Annotated in this window: 26 protein-coding genes and 1 other annotated feature; all 26 genes read right to left on the minus strand. The window is 41.9% G+C overall.

Going from position 1 to position 23,067, the window contains the following annotated elements:
• Positions 1-22 precede the first annotated feature (22 nt).
• The 26 genes from IMZ31_RS13475 to IMZ31_RS13600 all read right to left on the minus strand — a co-directional run bounded on the left by IMZ31_RS13475 (position 23) and on the right by IMZ31_RS13600 (position 23,046).
• The gene (locus IMZ31_RS13475; RefSeq protein WP_207527834.1) at positions 23-751 is read right to left on the minus strand and encodes a YebC/PmpR family DNA-binding transcriptional regulator; all 729 of its coding nucleotides are present in this window, start codon (positions 749-751) and stop codon (positions 23-25) included.
• Positions 752-942: 191 nt separating this feature from the next.
• Positions 943-1,578: a YhcN/YlaJ family sporulation lipoprotein gene (locus IMZ31_RS13480; protein WP_207527835.1), complete on the minus strand. Its 636-nt coding sequence runs from the start codon at positions 1,576-1,578 to the stop codon at positions 943-945.
• Positions 1,579-1,656: 78 nt separating this feature from the next.
• Complete coding sequence (nadE, locus tag IMZ31_RS13485; protein ID WP_207527836.1) at positions 1,657-2,397, minus strand: NAD(+) synthase; 741 nt, start codon at positions 2,395-2,397, stop codon at positions 1,657-1,659.
• Positions 2,398-2,449: 52 nt separating this feature from the next.
• Positions 2,450-3,412 carry a phosphotransferase gene (locus tag IMZ31_RS13490; RefSeq protein ID WP_207527837.1) on the minus strand — a complete coding sequence of 321 codons (963 nt, stop codon included), beginning with the start codon at positions 3,410-3,412 and terminating at the stop codon, positions 2,450-2,452.
• Positions 3,413-3,414: 2 nt separating this feature from the next.
• Positions 3,415-4,707 (minus strand): SafA/ExsA family spore coat assembly protein, encoded by a 1,293-nt coding sequence (gene safA, locus IMZ31_RS24715; protein ID WP_207527838.1) that lies wholly within the window; start codon positions 4,705-4,707, stop codon positions 3,415-3,417.
• Between the two features lie 292 nt (positions 4,708-4,999).
• Positions 5,000-5,872, minus strand: coding sequence for a prephenate dehydratase (gene pheA / locus IMZ31_RS13500; protein WP_207527839.1), 873 nt, complete (start codon positions 5,870-5,872; stop codon positions 5,000-5,002).
• A 16-nt stretch (positions 5,873-5,888) separates the two neighbouring features.
• Positions 5,889-6,338, minus strand: a complete 450-nt coding sequence (locus IMZ31_RS13505; protein WP_305849390.1) for an ACT domain-containing protein — start codon at positions 6,336-6,338, stop codon at positions 5,889-5,891.
• 24 nt (positions 6,339-6,362) lie between these two features.
• Entirely contained in the window at positions 6,363-7,643 is a 1,281-nt protein-coding gene (gene obgE, locus IMZ31_RS13510) for a GTPase ObgE (protein ID WP_207527840.1), read from the minus strand.
• A gap of 12 nt (positions 7,644-7,655) precedes the next feature.
• Positions 7,656-8,171, minus strand: coding sequence for a Spo0B domain-containing protein (locus tag IMZ31_RS13515; RefSeq protein WP_207527841.1), 516 nt, complete (start codon positions 8,169-8,171; stop codon positions 7,656-7,658).
• Between the two features lie 224 nt (positions 8,172-8,395).
• Positions 8,396-8,686 carry a 50S ribosomal protein L27 gene (rpmA, locus tag IMZ31_RS13520; RefSeq protein WP_036784714.1) on the minus strand — a complete coding sequence of 97 codons (291 nt, stop codon included), beginning with the start codon at positions 8,684-8,686 and terminating at the stop codon, positions 8,396-8,398.
• Between the two features lie 14 nt (positions 8,687-8,700).
• Entirely contained in the window at positions 8,701-9,033 is a 333-nt protein-coding gene (locus tag IMZ31_RS13525; protein ID WP_207527842.1) for a ribosomal-processing cysteine protease Prp, read from the minus strand.
• 9 nt (positions 9,034-9,042) lie between these two features.
• Positions 9,043-9,351 (minus strand): 50S ribosomal protein L21, encoded by a 309-nt coding sequence (rplU, locus tag IMZ31_RS13530; protein WP_036784710.1) that lies wholly within the window; start codon positions 9,349-9,351, stop codon positions 9,043-9,045.
• 12 nt (positions 9,352-9,363) lie between these two features.
• Positions 9,364-9,437 (minus strand) — a sequence feature (ribosomal protein L21 leader region).
• A 35-nt stretch (positions 9,438-9,472) separates the two neighbouring features.
• Positions 9,473-10,927 carry an Rne/Rng family ribonuclease gene (locus tag IMZ31_RS13535; protein WP_207527843.1) on the minus strand — a complete coding sequence of 485 codons (1,455 nt, stop codon included), beginning with the start codon at positions 10,925-10,927 and terminating at the stop codon, positions 9,473-9,475.
• Positions 10,928-10,942: 15 nt separating this feature from the next.
• Positions 10,943-11,809, minus strand: a complete 867-nt coding sequence (locus IMZ31_RS13540; RefSeq protein WP_207527844.1) for a M50 family metallopeptidase — start codon at positions 11,807-11,809, stop codon at positions 10,943-10,945.
• On the minus strand, positions 11,790-12,578 hold the full coding sequence (locus tag IMZ31_RS13545) for a M23 family metallopeptidase (protein WP_207527845.1): 789 nt from the start codon (positions 12,576-12,578) through the stop codon (positions 11,790-11,792). The genes IMZ31_RS13540 and IMZ31_RS13545 overlap by 20 nt, the downstream gene beginning before the upstream one ends.
• A gap of 655 nt (positions 12,579-13,233) precedes the next feature.
• The gene (minD, locus tag IMZ31_RS13550) at positions 13,234-14,031 is read right to left on the minus strand and encodes a septum site-determining protein MinD (protein WP_207527846.1); all 798 of its coding nucleotides are present in this window, start codon (positions 14,029-14,031) and stop codon (positions 13,234-13,236) included.
• Positions 14,024-14,713: a septum site-determining protein MinC gene (gene minC, locus IMZ31_RS13555; protein WP_207527848.1), complete on the minus strand. Its 690-nt coding sequence runs from the start codon at positions 14,711-14,713 to the stop codon at positions 14,024-14,026. Before minC ends, minD begins: the two co-directional genes overlap by 8 nt.
• Before the next feature lie 54 nt (positions 14,714-14,767).
• Positions 14,768-15,307, minus strand: coding sequence for a rod shape-determining protein MreD (gene mreD, locus IMZ31_RS13560; RefSeq protein WP_207527849.1), 540 nt, complete (start codon positions 15,305-15,307; stop codon positions 14,768-14,770).
• On the minus strand, positions 15,304-16,200 hold the full coding sequence (gene mreC, locus IMZ31_RS13565) for a rod shape-determining protein MreC (protein ID WP_207527850.1): 897 nt from the start codon (positions 16,198-16,200) through the stop codon (positions 15,304-15,306). Before mreC ends, mreD begins: the two co-directional genes overlap by 4 nt.
• Positions 16,201-16,213: 13 nt before the next feature.
• The gene (locus tag IMZ31_RS13570) at positions 16,214-17,251 is read right to left on the minus strand and encodes a rod shape-determining protein (RefSeq protein ID WP_188651295.1); all 1,038 of its coding nucleotides are present in this window, start codon (positions 17,249-17,251) and stop codon (positions 16,214-16,216) included.
• Positions 17,252-17,557: 306 nt separating this feature from the next.
• Positions 17,558-18,247: a RadC family protein gene (gene radC, locus IMZ31_RS13575; protein WP_036784687.1), complete on the minus strand. Its 690-nt coding sequence runs from the start codon at positions 18,245-18,247 to the stop codon at positions 17,558-17,560.
• 18 nt (positions 18,248-18,265) lie between these two features.
• On the minus strand, positions 18,266-18,868 hold the full coding sequence (locus IMZ31_RS13580) for a Maf family protein (RefSeq protein ID WP_207527851.1): 603 nt from the start codon (positions 18,866-18,868) through the stop codon (positions 18,266-18,268).
• A gap of 204 nt (positions 18,869-19,072) precedes the next feature.
• The gene (locus IMZ31_RS13585) at positions 19,073-20,404 is read right to left on the minus strand and encodes a glycoside hydrolase family 18 protein (RefSeq protein WP_207527852.1); all 1,332 of its coding nucleotides are present in this window, start codon (positions 20,402-20,404) and stop codon (positions 19,073-19,075) included.
• Positions 20,405-20,560: 156 nt separating this feature from the next.
• Positions 20,561-21,562: an SPOR domain-containing protein gene (locus IMZ31_RS13590; RefSeq protein ID WP_207527853.1), complete on the minus strand. Its 1,002-nt coding sequence runs from the start codon at positions 21,560-21,562 to the stop codon at positions 20,561-20,563.
• A gap of 154 nt (positions 21,563-21,716) precedes the next feature.
• A complete protein-coding gene (locus tag IMZ31_RS13595) occupies positions 21,717-22,472 on the minus strand; it encodes a hypothetical protein (RefSeq protein ID WP_207527854.1) in 756 nt (251 codons plus the stop codon).
• Entirely contained in the window at positions 22,462-23,046 is a 585-nt protein-coding gene (locus tag IMZ31_RS13600) for a hypothetical protein (protein WP_207527855.1), read from the minus strand. Before IMZ31_RS13600 ends, IMZ31_RS13595 begins: the two co-directional genes overlap by 11 nt.
• Between the last annotated feature and the right edge of the window lie 21 nt (positions 23,047-23,067).

Raw genomic sequence — 23,067 nt, forward strand, 5'->3', positions numbered from 1 at the left:
AAGTTTTATCCTTAAGGTATGGTTATGCTTGTCGGAAATTATGGTAGACTTCTTGCACGTCTTCTAGGTCTTCAAGCATATCAATTAACTTTTCCATTTGCTCAGCAACTTCTCCGTCGAGCTCGGAGTATGTTTGCGGGAAGAACGTTACTTCATCCGTATCAAGAGAAATGTTTTGGTCTTTTAGAGCATTACGAACGTCTTGAAAGGCTTCAGGGTCTGTGTAGATCTCAAATGCCCCTTCTGTTGTTTCCATTTCCTCTGCGCCAGCCTCAATCGCTTCAAGCATCAATTCATCTTCATCAACTTCTACTATAGAACGATCAATGACAACATACCCTTTACGATCAAACATAAAGGAAACACACCCATTTTCTCCAAGGTTCCCACCGTTCTTATTGAAAGCGTGGCGAACTTCAGAAGCTGTACGGTTACGGTTATCGGTAAGCACCTCTACCATAACAGCTGCCCCGCCTGGACCGTACCCTTCATATGTGAACTCTTCGTAATTTGCACCATCTAAGCCACCAGTTGCTTTATTAATCGCACGATCGATGTTTTCGTTCGGCACATTATTTGCTTTTGCTTTATCAATCATTAAACGAAGCTGAGGGTTTGTTTCAGGATCCCCTCCACCTTCTTTGGCTGCTACATATATATCTTTTGCCATTTTCATGAATAGCTTTCCACGTTTTTTGTCTTGAGCACCTTTACGATGCTTAATATTGGCCCATTTCGAATGACCTGCCATGGGACATTCTCCTCTCTTCATCTTTCCATAAAAAAATTAAAATCTATTTTTACTATAACACAAAGAAAAAAATTGAAAAAGCCTGCCAATTCAGGGCCAAAAGCTCCTTTGACATATGTAAATAACACTCTCCATGACCTGCGCAGCATGAAAATCCATAAAAAAAAGAGCGCTTCTATAGCACTCTTTAGTTATTTATAATTTTTGTCTCTAAATTGGTCGATTCCTTCTGGCATCTGTTCATCTTGGTTGATTCGGCTCTTAAGATCTTTCATTCGATCCCAGTAGCGTTCATCTGTATACACTACGATTTCTTTTCCTTTAGTTTCAGGCATTTCTTTCAACGCTGCACGTACCTTTTCAGCCACATCCACCCTTGTGTAAGTCGCACGATCTGGCTCTTCTACTGCTACTAGAACAGCATCATTTGTCACAACGACTTGTGCAGTCTTAACATACCGAGACTGGCTTAAACGCTTCCCAATTTCTCTAGATTGCTTGTCGTACTCTTTATTATTATAAGAGTTCGCACCCTTATCAGAAATTGGGGTTGTTGGATACTCTTTTTGAGCCTCGCCATTTTTAGGACGAGATCGCTCTAATTCATACTGGTAATACTCTGTATCAATATTCGTTTGAAACTTTGGCTGATTTTTGCCGACATCTTGATTACGATCTTCTTTAGCGTTCTTCTCAGCCTGACCTTCTAATTCGGAGTTCAAAGACTCTGGTTCAAGTTCAGTTTGAATGGATTCTTCCTCGGCACCACCGCAACCTGCAAGTAATCCAAGAGAGAGAACAGCGCCTATCATGAATTCTTTTTTCATGAGAAAAACCTCCCTTTCATCCTTAGGATGGCTTAGGGAGGTTTTCATTAACCGAGTTACATTTAGGTAATTTATTATTTACGATTGAGGAGGAGCTGCAGCTAATTCACGCTTATGAGCACTCTTCTTATGCATATCTTCAATAATTTCACGGTCTTCTTCAGGGATTTCTTCGCCCTTAAGATGTTTGTCGATCATTTCATAAGATGTACCCATTTCGTTTTCATCTGTTTGACCTTCCCACAGGCCTGCGCTTGGTTTCTTCTCGATAATCTCTTCCGGAACTCCTAGTTCACGTGCCATATCACGAACTTCACCTTTTGTTAAGTGAACAAGCGGTACTAAGTCTACGCCTCCATCACCATACTTAGTGAAGTAACCCGTATACCATTCAGCTGCATTATCTGTTCCTACTACAAGATATTTGTAATTCGTTCCAACAGAGTATAACGTACTCATACGTAAGCGTGCACGCAGGTTTGCATCAGCTAATTTCTCTTGGTTTTCGTTATAGTCACCTGCAGATTTAAGTTGGTCTTGAATAGTTGAGAACATCACTTCATGTGTTTTTGTTAAATCCACAGTCATTGATTTAATGCCACAGCTGTCAATAACCTTTTGAGCTGCCTCTTGATCATTTGGGTTACTCTTACACGGTAAGATTACACCCAGCGAATTGTCTGGGAACGCACGCTTAATTAAATGTGCTACGACAGCAGAATCAATCCCTCCACTTACTCCTACAAGAAGCCCTTCTAATCCTGCATCATTCGCTTGATCTTGCAACCATTTCACAAGCTTATCAATTTTTTCTTGCATAAGTACGCTCTTCCTTTCAGTTACCATAAGTTATGTTAGGTTAGTTCTCATATTATGTTAGCATAAATTTGTTTTGTCCCACAAATGTTAGTTGCTTGTGCCACCTTCCATTAAGCACTTGAAGGTAGTAAAGAACCTCTTCAGATGATGGATAACTTGCCATAAACGTATTCCACTCTCTTACCAGAGAGGCTGGTATCGCTAATCCAAGGCGAAAAAAAGGAACTTCCTCTTGCGATAGTTTACGTTCTATACAAGCGATTTCCTCACGATCTTCTATAAATGGTAAAAAACGCTGAGCAATCTGAATCCAGTCATAAACCCTCGGAGATTGTGATGCCAAATCAAAGTCAATAAGATATACCTTATTATGTTCTGTCTTTAAAAAATTATGAGCCGCTACATCCCCGTGAACCCAAGAAAACTCATTCACCCCACGATTCTCAAGACTATACCAATCTAACTTCACAAATTGATTGTATGCTTTTTCTGATACTTGGCATAAAGAATCAAAAAGGCCACCATAACCATGTCGTCTAAACACATAATAATGATTCTCAAACAGGCGAAACCGTTTCCTCCAGTGAATATACAAAGGCTGCTTCACAATCACTGATTTGACTTTAACTCCCTTAGCCTTTTGATGAAATTGATTCAACACATCACACGCAGCTTCCCTATCCCATTTACGCTTATAGCTTAGGGCCTCACAACGATACACGTAAGGAGCTAATGTCCAGGTTGAACCATATTCATCTCTTATATAAAAATCACCTGATGGGAAAGGTGAAAATGGAATCACAGGAGAATCTTTAGGAAGACCTGTAAACAATCCCCATTGCTGACTGACAGAATGAACCGAACTATATCGCTTTAAGATAAATGAGCCTGATGCTGTAGACACCAATAGCACATGAGGCTTAATAACTTTGAAATTACGAATAATTAAACCTGCCTTCTCCTCAAAAAAAGAGAAGGGAAAGTCGCTTCCGACTTCCCCTTTTAAATTCTTCATATTTAATAATCCTCGTCGTCATCGTCAAATCTAGGCATATCTAATCCACTAAATTGAGAACTTCCTGGTCCCATTTGAGGGAAACCATAGCCTCCCTGGTCTCCGCCTTGCTGTGGCATACCATATCCTTGTTGCGGCATTCCGCCTCCTTGCTCTGACATTCCGTACCCTTGTTGCGGCATTCCGCCTCCTTGTTCTGGCATGCCATAGCCTTGCTGCGGCATCCCGTATCCTTGCTGTGGCATGCCATAGCCTTGTTGCGGCATGCCATAGCCTTGTTGCGGCATTCCGTATCCTTGTTGCGGCATTCCGTATCCATGCTGGTATCCATCATCACATCCGCAATCATCACTCATCCCTGCCACTTGACCTGGCATTTGACCCGGCATTTGAGGCATATCCATACTAGATGATTCAGAAGATTCATCATATGCTCCTTGAACCATACCTTGCTGCATTGGCATCATTTGCCCTTCATCGTAGCAATTCACATCACTACTCCCTAGATATTGGGGATGTGGATAGCAAGGCATACACGGATGAGGAGGGCAAGGTACACAAGGATGATGCATCATTGGATAATAATACACCGGCTGTTGTTGCATGGGTTGTTGTTGCACTTGCGGCATCTGTTGCGACATTTGAGGCATTTGTTGCTGCATTTGAGGCATTAGTTGCGGCTTTTGCTCCCCTTGCTGAACCCCTTTTACTTCTTGAGGCTTCCCTTCAGATTTCCCTTTAGGTTTGGCTTCAGGCTTCGCTTCAGGTTTCGCTTTAGGTTTCGGTTCCGTTTTTGCTTTTGGTTTAACTTCAGGTTTAGGTTCTTTATATTGAGGCATCTTAGGAATATTCACCGTCGTATAGTAATTCTGCATTTGTTGTTCCATAGTTGGAAATTGCATTTGTATAGGAGCCATCTGCATAGGCATTTGAGGCTGTGGCTGCACAGGCATCATCGGCTTTTCTTGCTTTGCTGGTTTAACAGCTTCTTTTTTGGGCATTTCCTTTTTAGGCATCTCTTTTTTTGGCATTTCCTTTGGCTGCTCTTTTTTCTCTTCTTTTATCATAGGTAACGGCTTTGGTGACGTATCTTTATACGGATGTTCTGCCGGGTACTTTTTCATCTCTTTTTTTACCGGCTTTGAATCCGTTGGCACTTTGACCTTCATGCCAGGCATAATCATATCTGGATTGCTGAGCTGCGTATTCATCGCTTTCAGCTCTTCAAAGTTCACCCCATATTTTTGGGCAATCTTCCACAATGTGTCCCCTTTTTGAACAACATGTATTTTCACCGCAGTTACTCCCTTCTTTCTGTTATAGGCATTCTCATAAGAAAATAAATAACAGATGAACTCCATACAACATATGCATGAACAACCAAAAGATTGATGGATTTGCCTAACTTTTTTCCGGATTCCAGTTTTGTCTTATCATCTTGGCCATGCCAGAAGCGACTCGAATTGTGTTAAAAAGCAACGAAGCACATCAATCTTCAGGCCTCTATATAGCGCAACCTCTAAACTACGGCATATATTTTACTAAATCAAAAAGGCCTCTTCCCTAACAAGGAAAGAGGCCTTTTTATTACATTTCATGAACTGCATTTGACTGAATTTCAAAGCAAGGATAAGTGCCTAGGATTTTGGTTTGGCACCCTAACGCTTCTAGTTCTTGCTGTAGAGCCGGAAACAGTATGGAATCATAGGATTTATTAACATCGATAATAAAGAAGTAGTTGCCTAACCCGGTTTTCATAGGCCGTGATTCTATTCTTGAAAGGTTCATTTTTCGCCAAGCAAAGGCGGAGAGAACTTGATGAAGCGCACCTGCTCGGTCACTAGGCAACGTAACCATTAGTGTTGTTTTTTGTTGTTTCACTTCATGATCCTTCATCTCTACTGGAGCTTGCTCTTTTTGAACCACCACAAAGCGTGTATGGTTATTATCATAATCATGAACATTTTCTCTTAACACTTTTAAACCGTACTCTTGCGCCGCAAGAGCATTCCCTATAGCAGCGTGCTGACCTTTAAGTTCCTTCACCTTTGCAGCCGCTTCTCCTGTTGAAGCACTATAATGCACTTCAACCTCAGGCATCTCTTTATGAATAAATTGGTGACACTGAGCAATAGCATGGCTATGAGAATACACGTGCTCTATACGCTCCACATCCCCTTCAAACTCAGGATGAACGAGGATATGCTGCGTAATTGGCACAACCACTTCTGCGATAATAGGTAGTTCCACTTGATGAATTAAATAGTCAATTGTCATGGACACTGTCCCTTCAATTGCATTTTCAACAGGAACCACCGCTAGCTCAACTTCTTGTGTGTCCACCGCATCTAAACACTCTGGAATCGTTCGGAAACTAACCGTTTGGTCCGCTTCAAAAAGTGCGTCTACTGCTATATTCGTAAATGTTCCTTTTGGACCTAGATATCCTACTTTCACCACAATGAATCCCCCTCAGCTATGCTCCGCTACTTACAACCTCTACTCGGTCTATAAAGTCTAAGCGTTTGAAATCTTGTAATAATTGATCAATTGATTGACTCATACCAGATGTATTCAATGAAAGCGTTACGTTCGCTTTCCCTTGTAACGGAATCGTTTGGTGTATCGTTAAAATATTACAGCCTGATTCAGCAACCGCCGCAAGTAATTGAGAAAGCGTACCAGAACGATCTTCCAAATGAAAGAAAAGCGTAATCATTTTCTCTTTCACCATTGCTTGGAAAGGGAATACAGCATCCCTGTATTTATAAAACGCACTTCGGCTTAAGTCTACTTTTTGTACCGCATCATGAACCGAATCAACTTTCCCTCTCTCAAGCAAGGCTTTTGCATCTAATGTTTTCTGCATGGACTCTGGTAAAACGTCACTACGGACTAAAAAAAATTGTTCATTTTTTATACTCATGATCTCGTTCCCCTTTTGAATAGTCTATTCGACAAATTCAAATTCAAAATCAAGTAAGCGAATCGTATCGCCATCTTTCGCACCACGTTTACGTAGGGCATCGTCTACTCCCATTGTACGTAGCTGACGAGAGAATCGGCTGACAGATTCGTCCCTGTCGAAGTTGGTCATCTTGAATAATTTCTCAATCTTCGGTCCTTTTAACACAAAGGCACCGTCAGATTCACGCGTAATTTCAAACGGAGTCTCTTCTTTCTCGAAGCGGTACACAACGCGTTCTTCCACTTCCTCAACAGGCGTATCATCTTTTGGAATTGTTTCAAGAATATCTGCAACTGCGAACAATGCTTCCTTTAACCCTTGACGTGTAATAGAAGAGACCGGGTAAATCGGAATATCTTGCTCAAGCTGAGATTTAAATTCTTCAAGCTTTTCCTCAGATTCAGGCATATCCATCTTACTTGCTAAGATAATTTGAGGACGTTCTAATATCGTTTCATCGTATTGTTTTAACTCTTCGTTGATCGTCACAAAATCTTCATATGGATCGCGCCCTTCCATACTCGCCATATCCACAACGTGTACAATAACACGCGTACGATCAACGTGGCGCAAGAACTGGTGACCAAGCCCTACCCCTTCATGAGCGCCTTCAATTAATCCAGGAAGGTCAGCCATAACGAAACTACGCTGGTCTTCTGTCTCAACTACTCCCAAATTCGGAGTAATGGTTGTAAAATGATATTCAGCTATTTTAGGCTTAGCTGCACTAACAACAGATAGAAGTGTCGATTTCCCCACACTCGGAAATCCTACAAGTCCAACGTCAGCCATCAGTTTTAATTCTAATGAAACATTACGCTCTACACCTGGTTCACCATTCTCAGAAATCTCAGGTGCCGGGTTACGAGGTGTCGCAAACTTGATGTTTCCACGGCCACCACGACCCCCCTTAGCGATAATGGCTTGCTGTTTGTGTTCAATTAAATCAGCAAGGACATCTCCAGTATCAGCATCTCTTACCGTTGTTCCTGGAGGGACCGGCACAATTAGAGGATCAGAGTTCTTCCCGTGCGCCCCTCTACTTTTTCCGTGTTCGCCACGTTTCGCTTTAAAATGACGATTATACCGGAAGTCCATAAGTGTATTTAAGCCTTCATCGACTTCAAAGATTACGTCGCCTCCGTTACCACCGTCACCGCCAGCTGGGCCGCCCATAGGAACATATTTCTCTCGACGAAAGGATACACTTCCGTCTCCTCCGTCACCGGCTTTTATATAAACACTAACCGAATCGACAAACATTTCTTTCACCTCTTATTTTAATAACAAAGAGATTAACATCTGTCTGTCTGTTATCTCTATGTCTTTTACAAATTGTATTGGTTGGATCTCTGACTTCAGGGTTTCTACTGCATTTAAATCCCCACTCACATCCAGCGTGATGACAGGTGCTTCACCCTTCGTGACAGACATCTCTATTTCGTATAAATTCAGTTCATTCACATGCTTTTTCAGATTCGACATGAATTGGTTTAATGAGTGAACCAAGGACTGATCAAAAGCAGACAAGTCTAGCGAAGAATCTACATGATAGGTCATATGAAATTGATTATAATGCTCACGGAACTGCACGACCCAAAGCGAAAACCTTGGTGCCTTAAGACTCATTAGTTTTGATTCTTCTCTTGAAACCGCAATAATATGCTGGAGTTTCTCTTTTACTAATTCCATCTTGTCCATTGTGGCATATCCATACACAAGCTGTAACTGGTTCATCCAATCATGCCGGTAGTGCCTCAAGAGATTCTCCACCTCATCAACTTTCATCATATCCCGCCCCTTTTATCATAATAGTAAAAGTATAGCAGACTTAGGGTCATTGGGAAAAGATTGTTGAAAAGTAGCGATTTAATTCCAGAGGGTTCATAAGAGAGGTTTTCCTTTACGATTTCATATGACAAAAGATGCTTAATATTTCGAGCACCAGCTCATCTCACTCATTCACATCTCAATAAAAAAACTCTAACCCGAAGGCTAGAGTTTTTCTAAAAAGCTTACGCTTCTTGAGCTACAGGGTATACGCTAACTTTTTTGCGGTTACGACCGTAGCGTTCAAATTTAACAACACCATCTACTTTAGAGAATAGTGTGTCGTCACCACCGATGCCTACGTTAGCACCTGGGTAAACTTTTGTACCACGTTGACGGTAAAGAATAGAACCAGCTGTCGCAAACTGACCGTCAGCACGCTTCGCTCCAAGACGCTTAGACTCAGAGTCACGACCGTTCTTTGTACTACCTACACCCTTCTTTTGGGCGAAGAATTGTAAATTCAGACGTAGCATTGGGCTGCACCTCCTTATGGTTCGACTATTGTAATATATTGACCATAATCACGTTCAATTGTTTTAAGTGATATCATCATGCCTTCTAACAAGACTTGCGCTTTCTCAAACACAGCAGGAGAAAGGGAATCCGGGAGTTCAACTCTCAAATAGCCACCTTCACCCTCTTGCTCGATGACAGGTTCAAACTCACAAAGTTCCATCACAGCATTTACTGCACCGAAAGATACAGCTGAAACAGCAGCACAAACGAGATCATGTCCATAAGGACCGCTCTCTGCATGTCCACTCAATTCAAAGTCTATGATGTGGCTTTGCTCATTTCGTGTTACAAGTACCTGAATCATAAGGCACCCTTACGCGTTGATTTTTTCAACAGTAAGTTTTGTGTAAGGTTGACGATGACCTTGTTTACGCTTGTAGTTCTTTTTAGGCTTGTATTTGAATACAGTTACTTTACGGCCACGATCTTGTTTGTCGACTTTAGCCGTAACAGAAGCACCGTCTACGTAAGGAGCTCCGACTTTTGTGTCTTCGCCACCTACTACAAGTACCTTGTCGAACGTTACGTTTTCACCATTAGCAGCTTCAACTTTTTCAACGTAGATTGTTTGACCTTCTTCTACTTTGACTTGTTTGCCACCAGTTTCAATAATTGCGTACATACTTGCACCTCCTCTTGCACTCAGACTCGCCATGCAGGTGCTCACCTAAGAGCTTAAAAACCTGTTTTGAGCGGTTGTAGCACTTGGTGCTACGAGACATAACATATAGATGTTACCACCTCTAAAACAACCTGTCAAGAGACCCGTCGATATAAAAAGGTCGCTCTTGCAGATTTTTCTCATCTCCTACATAACGGATGCGATAGGAACTATCGCTTTTACTATTATTAAGGACATAGACCTCTTTGTAAAGGAAAGATTTTATTTTTTCGATGTCGATTTTCTCCCTGAACAAGGAAAGGAGCTCGGGATCGACTTCAAGCACGATAACCTCCTTATCACTTCTTCGATAAGAAAGAAGTTCCCTCTCTAGCTGGTAGACTTTTGTCTCAAGTGTTAACACATGATCCGGCCTTTTTTCAGCGATCCTATAAGAAAGAGAGGACGAGGTACGCTTTCTCGTCATTTCAAGCAGTCCAAGCTTCGTAAATCCTAGTACTTCAGACCGAACTGGATCTTGTTTAAGCTCCTTTTTCAAAGCCGTTATAACTTTTTGTTGGTCTTTTGGATTTTTCATCGTTATAAAGTCGATTAAAATCATGCCAGATAAATTCCTGAGCCTGATTTGTTTAGCTACTTCTTTGGCCGCGGCGACGTTGGTTTGCAGCACTGATTGAGATTTCGAGGTTTTCCCCACTTTTTTGGCTGAATTTACATCGATTACTACCATAGCTTCAGTCTGATCCACCACAATCTCCGCCCCACCTTGGAGCGGCACGTTGCGCTCGATAACCTTCTCGATCACTTGGTCTATTGTAAAAGGTTTTTGATGAGTGGAATCTTTCCACTCACACTTAGATGCAAGATGAGGGTAACGATGATCGATATGGCGCTTCACCCATTGTTCATCGACTGTAATCGATTGAACTTCATTTTCACCGTATTGTCTTACAATTTGATCAGGTATAACAGGGTCCTCAAAAGCCAGGGCAGGTGGTTTGCGATTTTGGAGGGCTGTTTCGATCTCTTTCCATTCTTGTTTCAAACGACCGCAGGACTCCAGTAATCTAGTATCAGATACATGTTTAGCAGACGTCCTAAACAAGACCCCTTCTTTTCCCTCACTCCAACCTGAGGCTAATTCCATTAATTCATTACGTCTGTCTTCTTCAATCTTCTTCGACACAGCGTGGTACTGGCCAAAAGGGAGGTAAACGATGTCCTGGCCTGGCAACGTAACATTCGCCGTTAACTGCGCCCCTTTATCTTCAATGGCATCCTTTGTAACCTGAACCCATAACGCCTGACCTTCGTGGATGAGCTGTTCAATTCGTTTTTCTGGATTCTGTCTTGAATCAGGAATCTCTGAACATTTCAAAAAGCCAAGCTTACTGGGGCCAAAATGTACAAAGGCCGCTTGTAAGCTTGGCTCGATATTAACGACTCTTCCTATATATATATTTCCAACGAGATCTTCGTCATCTTGTCTTGAAACAGATACCAGGTCGATCTTACTTTCTTCCATGACGACTGCCCATTTTTCTGTTGGCACCGTTTGAATATAAATGTCTTTCATCTATTCTCACCTTCTCTATGAAGCAAACCATTCTGCGAGTTCTGCTGCTTTAGCCCGAGATTGTTTCATTGTAAAATAATAATACAAACATTCACCTTCATCAATTTGCGCTCGACTTTGATTCGGACGTGTTACAAAAATTTGATGGTGGTTTCCTCGTTTGAATTGCCTAAAGATGTGCATCACAGGAATATCTTCATTCACGTGAATAGCACGGAGTTTATGAACCTTTTCACCATTCTGTTCATGGCGTTTCATTAGATAACGCAGAAAGGAATACTCTCTTTGCTTCCATTCTAGCCGATTTTCCCATAACAGGAAAGCTGCCAAAAAGATTGTACTTAACGAAAAAGGTAAGAAGATTAAAGCAGAGACTAGCGAGACAACCAAGAAGAAGACTGATAAATACAATAGAATTTGCTGAGCGCGTACAAACGGCAGCGCATAGGAAAGAGAAAGGAACAAAAGCTTCCCTCCATCAAGCGGCCAAATTGGTAATAAATTAAATAAAAACAAAATCCCGTTGTATACATGCATCATCTCGATGGTGGCCGGTGACAACCACCCTGTATACCCCAACAAGGAAATAGCTCCCCATAACCACACATGCTGTAAAGGTCCAGCTACAACAACAAGAACCTCTTCATGGAATGGTCGTGTATGATGTTCTTCTGTTTCCATCACTCCACCAAAAGGCCAAAGCATAACCGAGCGAATTCTCCACTTAAAAAAGCGGGCCATTGCATAATGACCCAGCTCATGTATCCATACAAGAGAGAACATAATAACAAGTTGCCACAGGGAACCGGTCAAAATGCCGATCCCAAGCAGTATCCAAAGCAGCGGATGAACGTGAAAATGATTATTGATCAGCCTCGTCATGAACCTGGATCACCTCAATTGGATCAACAAATTGACCACCTTTTTGTATGGCAAAATAGACCGTTTCAGCTGTCCCGTTTTCAGCAGGTGCCGTCTTGCCGATGACATTACCCGCTGTAACCTGTTGGTACTGATTCACATTAATTTCTGATAAGTACCCGTAGTGAGATTTACTGCCGTCTGCGTGTTGAATAATGACGGTATTCCCCGTATCCTCTTTTTTTCCTGCAAACTCCACCATCCCGGAACCAGAAGCGAGAATGTCTTCTTTTGAAGTAGTCTCAATGACAACCCCCTGACCGTTTGTTTGAAATGATTCCCTTATACTCCCACTCACAGGTAGGGCTAATTCACCCGATGCAGTTGGAACCACCTCACCTTCTCCCGGTGATTGAGGGAGAAACGCTAGTGGTTCACCAAACTTATCCATATACCACTGATTCACAGCAGCAAATTGAAACTCTTCTGTTACCGCCTGATCCACCCATTGTTTCGGGGTCTCCAGGAATGCGACATCGAGTCTGTAAAGGATCGCAACGGAGAAAAATAAAACACCTGCAATAACACTTTTAAATAAGAAAGCCGTCAGGAACTGAGCGTTTGCATTTGAACCACGATCATTTTCAGAAAAAGGGAAGTAGCCGTGTTTCTCTTCTTCTTGTACGTAAGAAACAGCCTGAGTTGATGTAGACTTTCGTTCTCCTCCCACCCCTCGCTTCTTTTTACGTTCCGCGATTGATCTTCGAATGTCTTTAACGTCTCTTTTCATAGCCTCTCCTCATTCCTTCATCCATTCTTTGTACAAGTTTATGATGGAGGTAGACGAGTTATGAATTGGGAGAAAGAATAAGGCTAGGATTTCTCAATATTGTGTGCATGGGGACGTTACGTTTATTGAGCGCTTGGGTTGTCTGGGGAACGACTCGCTTTCCGCGGGCGAGCTGTCGAGCTTCCTCGTTCGCTCCGCTCTCTGCGGGATCTCGTCTACCTCTTTCTCCCGCAGGAGTCTCCCCGTTCCCCATACACCCCTGGCTATAATTCTATGAACGTCCCACCATTTAAAGGGTGGTGAGAGTTGCGATAATCCCACATATAGCATGTTTCCGTTACAGCATATATGACAGAGGTGGTTCAGGAAATTGCGAGCCCCCTGAGGCAGCAGGAGGCTCATTGGTGAAAGAGGAGGTTCGACTAAGACCGTGTTAATAGCCAACGTCGAACGCCCCCACGTTGCGTGGGACTGCGGAAAGCGAGTGATTTCCTGAACCACCTTAAGCTCTAATAACGCAATCGGAAACACCCTTTCAACTTTGAGTCTTCAACCACCCTCCCTTATCATTGTACAACTTTCGCAAAAAAGCTCAGTCCAGCGTTTTCAAAAACACTGGACTGAGCTTTTCACTATTAGTCTAGATATAGCTTTTTTAAGAACGGATCCCAAAAAATCGTTTCACCTTAGAAACAAAGCTTTTATTTTCTTCTAGTGATAATAACGGCACCGATTCACCAAGGATTCTTCTTGAGATGTTTCGGTAGGCTAATGCTGCTTTTGTATTCGGTTGAAAGGCTACAGGTTCTCCGTGATTGGATGCTTTAATGACCTCGTCATCATCAGCCACGATTCCTAATAGATCAATAGATAAGATGGTTACAATTTCGTCGACATCTAACATATCTCCATTTTGGACCATGTGATTTCGAATGCGGTTTACAATAAGACGAGGAGGTTCTACATCCTCTTGTTCTAACAAACCAATAATTCGATCAGCATCACGTACTGAAGATTTCTCTGGTGTCGTTACAACGATAGCTTTATCAGCTCCAGCCACAGCATTTTTATATCCTTGTTCAATACCCGCAGGACAATCAATTAATATGTAATCATAGTCCTGCTTTAATTCTTGAACGATCGTGACCATACCCTCTGGAGTTAAATCTGATTTATCACTGGTTTGGGCAGCAGGTAATAAAGATAGGTACTCAAAACGCTTGTCCTTTATTAAAGCTTGCTTAAGGCGGCAACGCTCTTGAATGACATCGACAATGTCATAGATAATACGATTCTCAAGTCCCATCACCACGTCCAGGTTCCGAAGTCCAATATCTGTGTCAACTAAACACACCTTCTTCCCCATAAGCGCTAAGGCTGTTCCGAGGTTGGCTGTAGTCGTGGTTTTTCCGACGCCACCTTTTCCTGATGTAATTACGATCGACTCACCCATTTAGCATGCTCCTTTCTACCCCTGCTAACTCAGGGCGCTTTTGTGTGAGAAGTTGCAAACGATCAATTATGATCTTTTCTTGCTTGTCATCTACATACCCGCATTCCATATACGCTCCTTCAGCCTCATCATAATCAGGAGAACGGCTTAAAAGATCTGCAATGCGAAGCTGGTTTGGCTTCATGTATGAAGCAGCGATAACAGCTTTTGTATTTCCATTTACGCCTGCGTGGGCGATTCCTCTTAAATTTCCCATTACATAGATGTTTCCTGTTGCGACAATTTTTCCTCCTGGGTTTACATCTCCAACGAGTAATAAATCACCGCGAACCTCTAACACTTGTCCACTTCGAATGACTTTAAAGATTGGATTAACAGCGCGGTCAATCTCCCATTCGTGTGCTTCATCCTTTGTTATAACGTTAGAGTGAATTTCATCAATAACTAGCTTATTATGACGACGAATCACTTCACGAAGTTCTTCTTTTTGCTCTTCATCTAAGTACCGATTTCCTAGCTGAATATTTACAGTAATCATCGGTTGGTCTTCGTCAACATAATTCCCGGAAATCTTTCGGTCTAGTTCAAACAAAACATCGTGAAACGAGCATGTATCATCAATGTGTAATGTTAGGCCATCTTTTGTGCCTTTTATAGTAACGACTTGCTTCTTGGTACTCACGGAAGCTTCACCTCAAACAATATATTCGACTCTTTGTCTCGCAATTCCTTTTGCCTACACGGCTTTCTGGCTTGCCAATTGCTCTTCTGACCACTTGTAAAGAAGCGGTGGTAAGAATGGATATAAAACGAGCGTGAATACTAGGTTAGCCAGTAATGTGGGAATCAAACTCATAAGCGCATAGGTTTTCCACGTCATTACAAACCCTTGTACGGAAGAATACAAGAAGAATATGAGAGCATCAGCTAATGCTACACCAACTATACTCATTAGAATTGCGACAAACATGTTTGCATGTAAGAGCTTCTTCACTCCATGGATGATATAAGCCGCAATTCCGTAGGTAAACATATATACCCCTAAAATATCTGTATAAAGGAGGTCAAAAAGAAAACCAAATATAATGCCATAAAACACACAATAATACGTGCTGTCAAAATCGTAAAATATAGCTATGTACACGAGGATGACAAACACCCAATGCGGGATCATATAGTAATCAGAGAGCAGCCATTCTTTCGGCAAGAAATCTGTAGCCGTCCCTTCTAATATGAGAAATACTAAAAGAATAGCAGGAAGGAGTAAACGCTTCATTGTCCCTCCTCCTCTTCATTTGGATCCTCAGGTTGTTCATCTAGCTCTGGTGAGAACATATCACGATCTACAACAGACACGTGGTTAATCTCATAAAAGTCAGCTGCTGGTTCCACATAAGCAAGTTGGGTTAGGCCGTATTCATCAATAACAACCTCACGCACTTTCCCAATTTCTAAACCACTAGGAAATACGCCTCCCATTCCTGAGCTAACGACAAGCTGGCCTTTTTCAATCTTGGCATCATAAGGGATTTCCTTCAAGAGTAGAGCTTTCTTCTCTTCATCATACCCACCTTCGATTAGACCATATTGATTGTCCTCTCCGACCACTTTCGCGTGGATTAGGTTGCTTCCCCCAAATCCACTCAGAAGCTGTATGGTTGAAGTTACCTGAGAGGTACTCTGGATCTTCCCAATCATTCCTTTACCAGTAATGACCGCCATACCTTTTTGAACCCCGTGTTGCTCACCTCTGTTAATCGTAAGCTGTTTATACCACCGTTCTTCAGGCCCTCGTGCAATAACAGTAGCCTGGATTGGGGTATAACCACCTAAACTTTCATTCTTATCTAACATACTGCGAAGTTCTTTATTTTCTTTCCTTAAAAGCTGTATATCTTCAAGTAAATTGCGGTCCTCAAGCAACTTTTGCTTCAACACTTTGTTCTGTTCATACGTGTTTTTAATATCAGACACGTTGTCGAATGTCCCTGTAACAAACTGTACCGGGGCATGAAAAGCTGTCTGAACCCAACCGATTGTATCTTGCAAGAATTGCTCTGGCAGGGTTAAATTCTCTCGATCTCGAATTGTGAATCCAATGAGCGCCACCAGAAATATAATACTTACAAGAATGAGAATCAGTCGTTTATTTCGAAAAAATGATGGCATACCTTACACCTACTTAATCCATGCTTCTAGAAGCCACGTTCGGCTGTGATCTAAAGTGATGAATATATTCTAAAGATTTACCTGTACCAATTGCGACACAATCAAGTGGGTCTTCCGCCACAAACACAGGCATCTTTGTTTCATCGCTAATGACTGTATCAATATTCTTCAGAAGGGCTCCGCCTCCAGTCAAGACAATACCACGATCCATGATATCTGCTGAGAGCTCTGGAGGAGTCTTCTCAAGCGTATTCTTCACGGCATCCACAATCTGATCGACTGTGTCTTTAAGCGATCCTGCAATCTCTTCAGCGGTAATGGTAATTGTCTTCGGCAGACCCGTCACAAGGTCACGCCCTCTAATATCCAATTCTTCACCTTCTGCAGGATTTCCTGCTGTACCGATTTCCATTTTTAGCGTCTCAGCTGATCGTTCACCAATCATTAAATTATATTGCTTACGAATGTATTGGATAATGGAGTCATCCATCTCGTCGCCTGCTACACGAATAGATTGACTCGTAACAATTCCACCAAGTGAGATAATCGCTACTTCTGTCGTTCCTCCACCGATGTCTACAACCATACTACCAGTCGGTTCCCACACTGGCAAACCAGCACCAATCGCCGCAGCAAAAGGCTCAGCTATTGGAAATGCATCCTTAGCTCCAGCTTGTTTTGTAGCATCAATCACCGCACGTTCTTCTACCATTGTGATACCAGAAGGAACACAAACCATTACATTTGGTTTCCTAGCGAATGAAGAACGATTCTTCTGGGCTTTCTTGATGTAATATTTCATCATAGCAGCTGTGGTATCGTAGTCTGCAATAACCCCATCCTTCATCGGTCGAATGACTGATATATTAGCAGGCGTACGCCCTACCATATTCTTAGCCGAGCTACCTACCGCTTGTATTTCTCCTGAGTTCATATTTTTAGCAACAACAGAAGGTTCTCTCACGACAACCCCTTTACCTTTTAAGAAAACTAGCGTGTTAGCCGTACCTAAATCAATACCTAAATCTTGCGAAAATCCAAATCCAACCACCTTACATCTTCCTTTCTATGACCGGTTCACGAACGTCTTTATTCGTTCTCATAATTAATATGTAATCCAAACCTGTTTCAGTTCAATTCCCTATTCCCCATTAGTAGGAACATCTTTTATTATCAAGTGAACAAGCGCCAAACGTAAGTAAGAATACTTTACGCCTGGCGCTTGATAGCATTGGGTTTCTTTTCAATTATACGAAAAAACAGAAGAAATAGATAGTAGTAATCGGGTCATTTTTTCTAGAATAGGCAGATCGAAGGAAAGGAGGGGGAGACTTATACAATTGAAACAGAAGCGATCTTACAAATATCCTTTTTCTTTAAGTGAGACATATTTATGATCACCAATGACAAGGTGATCAAGAACCTCAATCCCTAACATCTTTCCACATTCGATAAGCCGACGCGTGACGTGGATATCTTCTTGAGATGGGGAGGGGTCACCCGAGGGATGGTTATGGGCACAAATAATTGAAGCTGCAGAGCGTTTCACGGCCTCTTTGAACACCTCTCTAGGGTGTACGATTGAGGCATTTAGACTGCCAATAAAAATAGTCTGTCTATGAACGACTTGATTTTTGGTATTTAAAAAAAGGACCACAAAGTGCTCCTGCTTTAAATCGCGCATTTCTTCCATGACGTAATCAGCCCCGTCTTCAGGACTTCGAATGGTATAGCGCTCTGTTGGTTTATGAAAATGAATCCGCTTGCCAATTTCAAGAGCCGCCAGAACATTCACAGCTTTCGCTTCTCCTATGCCTTTAATGGCTGTTAGCTCTTCAATCGTTGCATCTTTCAATAACAGTAACCCCTCAAAATGAACGAGCAACCTTTGAGATAAAGAGGTCACCGATTCTTTCTTGGTACCTGTTCCTAACAAAATAGCCAGCAGTTCTTGATTGGACAATTGACGTGCCCCCAGTCGAATCAGCCTTTCTCTCGGACGATCTTCCTGGGGGACCTGCTTAATAAATACAGGCACTTCTGGCACATCAACGCCTCCCTTCACTTAATTCCCTGTACGTTCATTCTCCACTTCAGGTAAAGAAGGATAGACGCCATAAGCTTGCAAGGAGCGAACGACACGAGAAAGTGGCAGACCGACAACATTATTGTAGTCCCCTTTAATCCCTTTCACCAACGTAGCACCATATGTTTGAATACCATAGCCACCCGCTTTATCAAAAGGGTCGCCTGTTTCGATGTAGTATTCAATTTCATCCTTCGTTAATGGCCAGAATTCAACCGTTGTCTTCTCTACAATAAACGATTCTTGTTCCGAAGAGCGAAGCATAACCCCCGTGTAGACTTCGTGTTGAGCACCACTTAACATAGAAAGCATTTCATAAGCTTCCTCAGCTGATTGTGGCTTTCCAAGCACTTTACCTTCAAAGCTTACGATTGTATCGGCACTTAAAATAACTTCATTGTGTTTTTGAAGTTCGACCGTACGATTTTTAAGTTCAGCTAGAGCTTGAACGTAAGCACGAGGATTATAAAATGGTAAACTTGACTCGTCCGCATCCTGCTTTTTTGTTTGAAATGGGATATGAACTTGTTCTAATAGTTCTTTTCTTCTTGGAGAAGAAGAAGCCAAAATAAGTTGTGACATATACATCATCCTTTTCTCGTTGTTCTGATCGTTACAGGGTAGTTTCATCATACCTGCTCAAAGCCACCCTCGCAAAAGGGTGAAAACAACTATTACATTCTTTACAGTATTTTAATATCGTTTTTTTCGTATACAAAAATGCAAAATTGCGCTCTAGATATAAGCGGAAATAGAAAAAGCAAACCCAACAACTCTTTTTTCCCTTTATTTCAGCACGCTAAACTCAGATCTCAATAAAGTTTCGCTCTGGCGCATACTAAAGTCTAGCTGCCAAGCCCCCATTCCACCTAACTGATAGTCCCGAACAAGTTCAAACTTCGCTAATAAACTTCTCGGGTCTTCAAACCATACTTCATGCGTGCGACCTTGTTCATCCTTATATCGAAACCACGGTGCTTCTGATTGCTCATCATAATAAATCTGACTCTCATGACGAATATATGTGGCAATTGCATTTTGAACAGAATAAGCTTTTCCTTCGACATTTTCCTTACTAGAGACCACCCAATCGTAGGCGTACATTGGAATACCAAGCATTAGTTTTTCCCGCGGAACAACTGATGTAGCAAACTCTAACGTCTTCTTTACTTTATAAATAGGCGCAATGGGTCCAGATGATCCTCCAAGCCAGTGCCAATTATAGGTCATAAGAAAAAGAGTGTCTGCATGCTCCCCAAGTGTCTTATAATCAAAAGCGGCACTATAAGAAGGAGAACTACTCCCTTGCATAGGAGGAACGGCAACATGTACTTTCATATTATTCGGGTGCAAACGATCGCTAAGCTCTTTAATAAAACGAGAAAACAAAGACCGATCTTCAGGATGAAGCCCTTCAAAATCAATCACTACACCTTTGTAATCATGACGGTCTAATAAAGAATAGAGGTGATTGATAAATGTCTTTCGCTTTGTTTCTGTACGAATTAGTTCATGGGCAAGATCTGGATCAAACCCGGTTGCACTTAAATTTGTCACAGTAGCAAATGGCAATACCCCCTTTCTCCAGGCTTTATTCACACTTCCTTTTAGTGATATAGGGCTTAACGTCCCATCTCTATTCGGTGTGTAGCTGAATAAATAGATCGTTGTTAAATACTGACCAAGATTATCTATGATCTGGTCATTGTATACTTTGTCTTGAGGAATAAAATAGGCTCCAACTTTTATAGGTGTCTTTTGTTTTTTGGGAACAGTAAGCGTATGACCTTTAAGAATCTTTGTTGATTTCAAATCATTCTTCTCCATGATTTCATTCACGCTTACCTTGTGACGTTTGGCGATCTTATATAAAGTATCTGATGGTTGAACGATGTATGCCTGACCTGGTACTAAAATGGACTGGCCTCGTACAAGCTTTCGTTCCTTAGACATTCCATTTAACTTTGCTAGCTGATCAGGCGGGATATTATAGCGTTCCCCTATATTGTAGAGCGTATCGTCTTTTTGAGTAATATGAATGACTTCAGCTTTAATCTGGTTTTCTGATATAAATAGAATAAATAACAGCACTAGCCCGGCACACACATAACGAATCATAGTAAAGCCTCCTCCGATACCGTTAGGATACCTACAAAGGGGGCTTTATTATGCACTCTTACTTAAGTGTTAGTTCCGATCATGTTTAACGATTCTCAATATGAACAAAGCTTAAGCATAAAAAGGTGCTTCCCTCACAGGGAGCACCTTTTCAATTTACTTCAGATATTGTTCGTAAGCATGCCATACAGAAAGCATACTCGTTTGCATATCCCAAAGACTTTTTGTACTTTTATTCTGTTCAAATGCTTGGGCTGCTTGGCTAAATTGATTAAAATTTTCTTGGATTGGAGCTGTTCTCTCTGAAGCTTCATTTGGAATCGCTTGCTCCCAAGCATCAACCTTAGCTGCTAATTCAGAAGCAGATCCTGAACCTGTTTCAATTAAGGACGTTGTGGCTGGCAATACATTCTTCCACGCCTCCACACCAGATTGAATCCATGTCCCTTCAGCTTGCGCTACCTTTTTGTCGCCACTCCCTACATGCCACTCTTTCACGAAAGTTTCAAATCCTTGGTCTTTTAAATACGTAGCTATCTTCTCTCCATTCTCCTTAGATGAAGCTACGCCTGCAAATAAATAAAATTGTCCATCCCTAGGCCAGACATAACCCTCTAACCCCTTTTCAGATAAATTGCTAGCCCACGTTTTTGCCTTCTCTTCAGTTGAGAAGATCCCAGCTTGTACAACAAAGGCAGAAACCCCAGGAAATGAAAGAGCTTGCGCGTTCCCATTACCCGCTACTCCCCCCTGACCTTGAGAAGTTCCCGGCTGAAGCGCTGGCATAGCAGGCTGAGCCCCACCATTAGCACTACCCTCAATACCACCAAAGATTCGAATCATAATAAAACCGATGAGTGTTCCCACAAGAATGGCTGAAGCTGCAGCAATTAATAATTGCTTCATTTCAGATGGAAGAGAAAACGATCGTTTCTTAGGAGAATAGTTCCGCTCATAAACGGGTAGCTTTTCCTTTACATCCTCATCAGTCTGCTTTTTCTTTTCTTGCTCTTCCATCCACTCCTCTATCGCAGACGCCTGCTCTTCTTTGGCGACGACTAACTCATCTGTAACATTCTTTTCCTTCACATCTTTGTCCCGGTCAAGATACGTATCTTCTCCATTAATACGAACGGAGATCTTATTGTGCTTGTCCACATGCTCCCCTCATTTCTCTACTAGTTTGTTTCAATCTATCACACGACTAGAGAAAAGAAAGGCGACTTCTGTCATCTGGGGTTCTCGTCTTTTCGCCATGATTTGGCAAAAAGACATAAAAACACCCTTTCATATTGAAAGGGTGTGCATGGCTCTATTGTTCAGCCTCGGATAAATCCTCATCATCTTCAAATGGCGTCTCTTTTTGAGAGGGTTCAGGATAATGATATTGGGGAAGTTCATCTTGCAATCCGCTTAAATCAGGTTCATAAAATGCAGAAAAGGTTACAAGAAAAGAAACTTGTTCCCCCTCATCAGTAGTAGATTCATTTGGTTGAAACTCGATCTCATCAAAACTTACCAGGCGAGGAATCTGTTCTAGTTCTTCAAGAAAAAGTGTTAAATCTTTGAAACTATTTGCCTGAACGTTGACTTGGTACGTAAGTGCATTCACCGATGGCATAACAGGAGGGGAATCAACAGCTGATGCTTCTTCTGCTTCCTCTGCCACTTCTTCTTCTGTTTCACTGGTCGGTTCAACCGTATCTCCACCCTCATTTTCTCCTGTTTCTATCATTTCGTCACCATCTAGAACAACTGACTCAATATATGTTCCAGACACGTTTTCAGCCCGCTCTATAGCCAGAATGACTTGGTCCTGAACAGGCAGAACCGGGAGCTTTAATTGCAATTCTCGCGACGTTTTTAAGGTAAGATCCTGCTGCTCTGTTTTTTGATCGGCAAGTGAATTGAGTATTCTTTCCTCATTATTAAGTGAAGATTTCACTCGGTCGACTTCTTGAAGAGCTGGATCTACATAGAGAGAGTGAACAATCCAGTAAAAAGCGAGAAAGACGATGACAAGTAAAACGACAACAATCGTATGTATTCGTCTCCATTCAATCTTCATCGTCCTGCCCCCTCTCTTCCCATAGGTCTTTATTAAGTGTCACTTCATATTCAGCCACATATCTCGGTCTATACTGAGTGGGGTCTAAATCTTCCTCGAGTACGTTCGACGTAATTTGTTGGACCGACACATTTTCCACATAATCTTCTTCAATTAGCGTATTTGTATAAGCTGCCACATCCTGAAAGTCATCGAATCGAACATAAAGAAGCAGCGATTGAGGACGAACATAGACGTAGCGCTCAAAGAATCCACGCTCTGGCAACAACGAGACCATTCGCTCAAGAAGTGAGACTGCAGGGAAAAGGTTGCTTTCTAATGCCTCAACAGAACGCTGCAATTCAAGACGATTGGTCTGAACTTCATCTTTCAGCGCTTCCTGATACTCCTGTTGCGCTACTCTCACTTGCTGAATTTGACTATTCACATCTTCTGCTTCATCTAAAGCTTTTTGCTTGTCCATGTAAAGGAGGAGCCAAATGAAGAGAATGGCAAGGACAGTCGCAAGAGCCATTAAATAAGGCACCAAATTTTGTTTCTCTTTCTGTTCAAGTAAATTTATTTCTACCTTCATCGACTTTCGATCCCCCTAACG

This window comes from Pontibacillus sp. ALD_SL1 (assembly GCF_017355605.1).

Excerpts from the sequence above, each read along its gene's own strand:
- IMZ31_RS13525 (WP_207527842.1), bottom strand. The coding sequence starts at position 9,033 with ATGATTCAGGTACTTGTAACACGAAATGAGCAAAGCCACATCATAGAC.
- mreD (WP_207527849.1), bottom strand. The coding sequence starts at position 15,307 with ATGAAGCGTTTACTCCTTCCTGCTATTCTTTTAGTATTTCTCATATTA.
- IMZ31_RS13490 (WP_207527837.1), bottom strand. The coding sequence starts at position 3,412 with ATGAAGAATTTAAAAGGGGAAGTCGGAAGCGACTTTCCCTTCTCTTTT.
- rpmA (WP_036784714.1), bottom strand. The coding sequence starts at position 8,686 with ATGCTACGTCTGAATTTACAATTCTTCGCCCAAAAGAAGGGTGTAGGT.
- IMZ31_RS13515 (WP_207527841.1), bottom strand. The coding sequence starts at position 8,171 with ATGATGAAAGTTGATGAGGTGGAGAATCTCTTGAGGCACTACCGGCAT.
- nadE (WP_207527836.1), bottom strand. The coding sequence starts at position 2,397 with ATGCAAGAAAAAATTGATAAGCTTGTGAAATGGTTGCAAGATCAAGCG.
- IMZ31_RS13505 (WP_305849390.1), bottom strand. The coding sequence starts at position 6,338 with ATGAGTATAAAAAATGAACAATTTTTTTTAGTCCGTAGTGACGTTTTA.
- IMZ31_RS13585 (WP_207527852.1), bottom strand. The coding sequence starts at position 20,404 with ATGATTCGTTATGTGTGTGCCGGGCTAGTGCTGTTATTTATTCTATTT.
- IMZ31_RS13580 (WP_207527851.1), bottom strand. The coding sequence starts at position 18,868 with ATGTCACAACTTATTTTGGCTTCTTCTTCTCCAAGAAGAAAAGAACTA.
- IMZ31_RS13595 (WP_207527854.1), bottom strand. The coding sequence starts at position 22,472 with ATGAAGATTGAATGGAGACGAATACATACGATTGTTGTCGTTTTACTT.
- rplU (WP_036784710.1), bottom strand. The coding sequence starts at position 9,351 with ATGTACGCAATTATTGAAACTGGTGGCAAACAAGTCAAAGTAGAAGAA.
- IMZ31_RS13545 (WP_207527845.1), bottom strand. The coding sequence starts at position 12,578 with ATGAAAAGAGACGTTAAAGACATTCGAAGATCAATCGCGGAACGTAAA.
- minD (WP_207527846.1), bottom strand. The coding sequence starts at position 14,031 with ATGGGTGAGTCGATCGTAATTACATCAGGAAAAGGTGGCGTCGGAAAA.
- IMZ31_RS13475 (WP_207527834.1), bottom strand. The coding sequence starts at position 751 with ATGGCAGGTCATTCGAAATGGGCCAATATTAAGCATCGTAAAGGTGCT.
- IMZ31_RS13480 (WP_207527835.1), bottom strand. The coding sequence starts at position 1,578 with ATGAAAAAAGAATTCATGATAGGCGCTGTTCTCTCTCTTGGATTACTT.
- IMZ31_RS13540 (WP_207527844.1), bottom strand. The coding sequence starts at position 11,809 with ATGACGAGGCTGATCAATAATCATTTTCACGTTCATCCGCTGCTTTGG.
- IMZ31_RS13600 (WP_207527855.1), bottom strand. The coding sequence starts at position 23,046 with ATGAAGGTAGAAATAAATTTACTTGAACAGAAAGAGAAACAAAATTTG.
- mreC (WP_207527850.1), bottom strand. The coding sequence starts at position 16,200 with ATGCCATCATTTTTTCGAAATAAACGACTGATTCTCATTCTTGTAAGT.
- obgE (WP_207527840.1), bottom strand. The coding sequence starts at position 7,643 with ATGTTTGTCGATTCGGTTAGTGTTTATATAAAAGCCGGTGACGGAGGA.
- IMZ31_RS13535 (WP_207527843.1), bottom strand. The coding sequence starts at position 10,927 with ATGAAAGACATTTATATTCAAACGGTGCCAACAGAAAAATGGGCAGTC.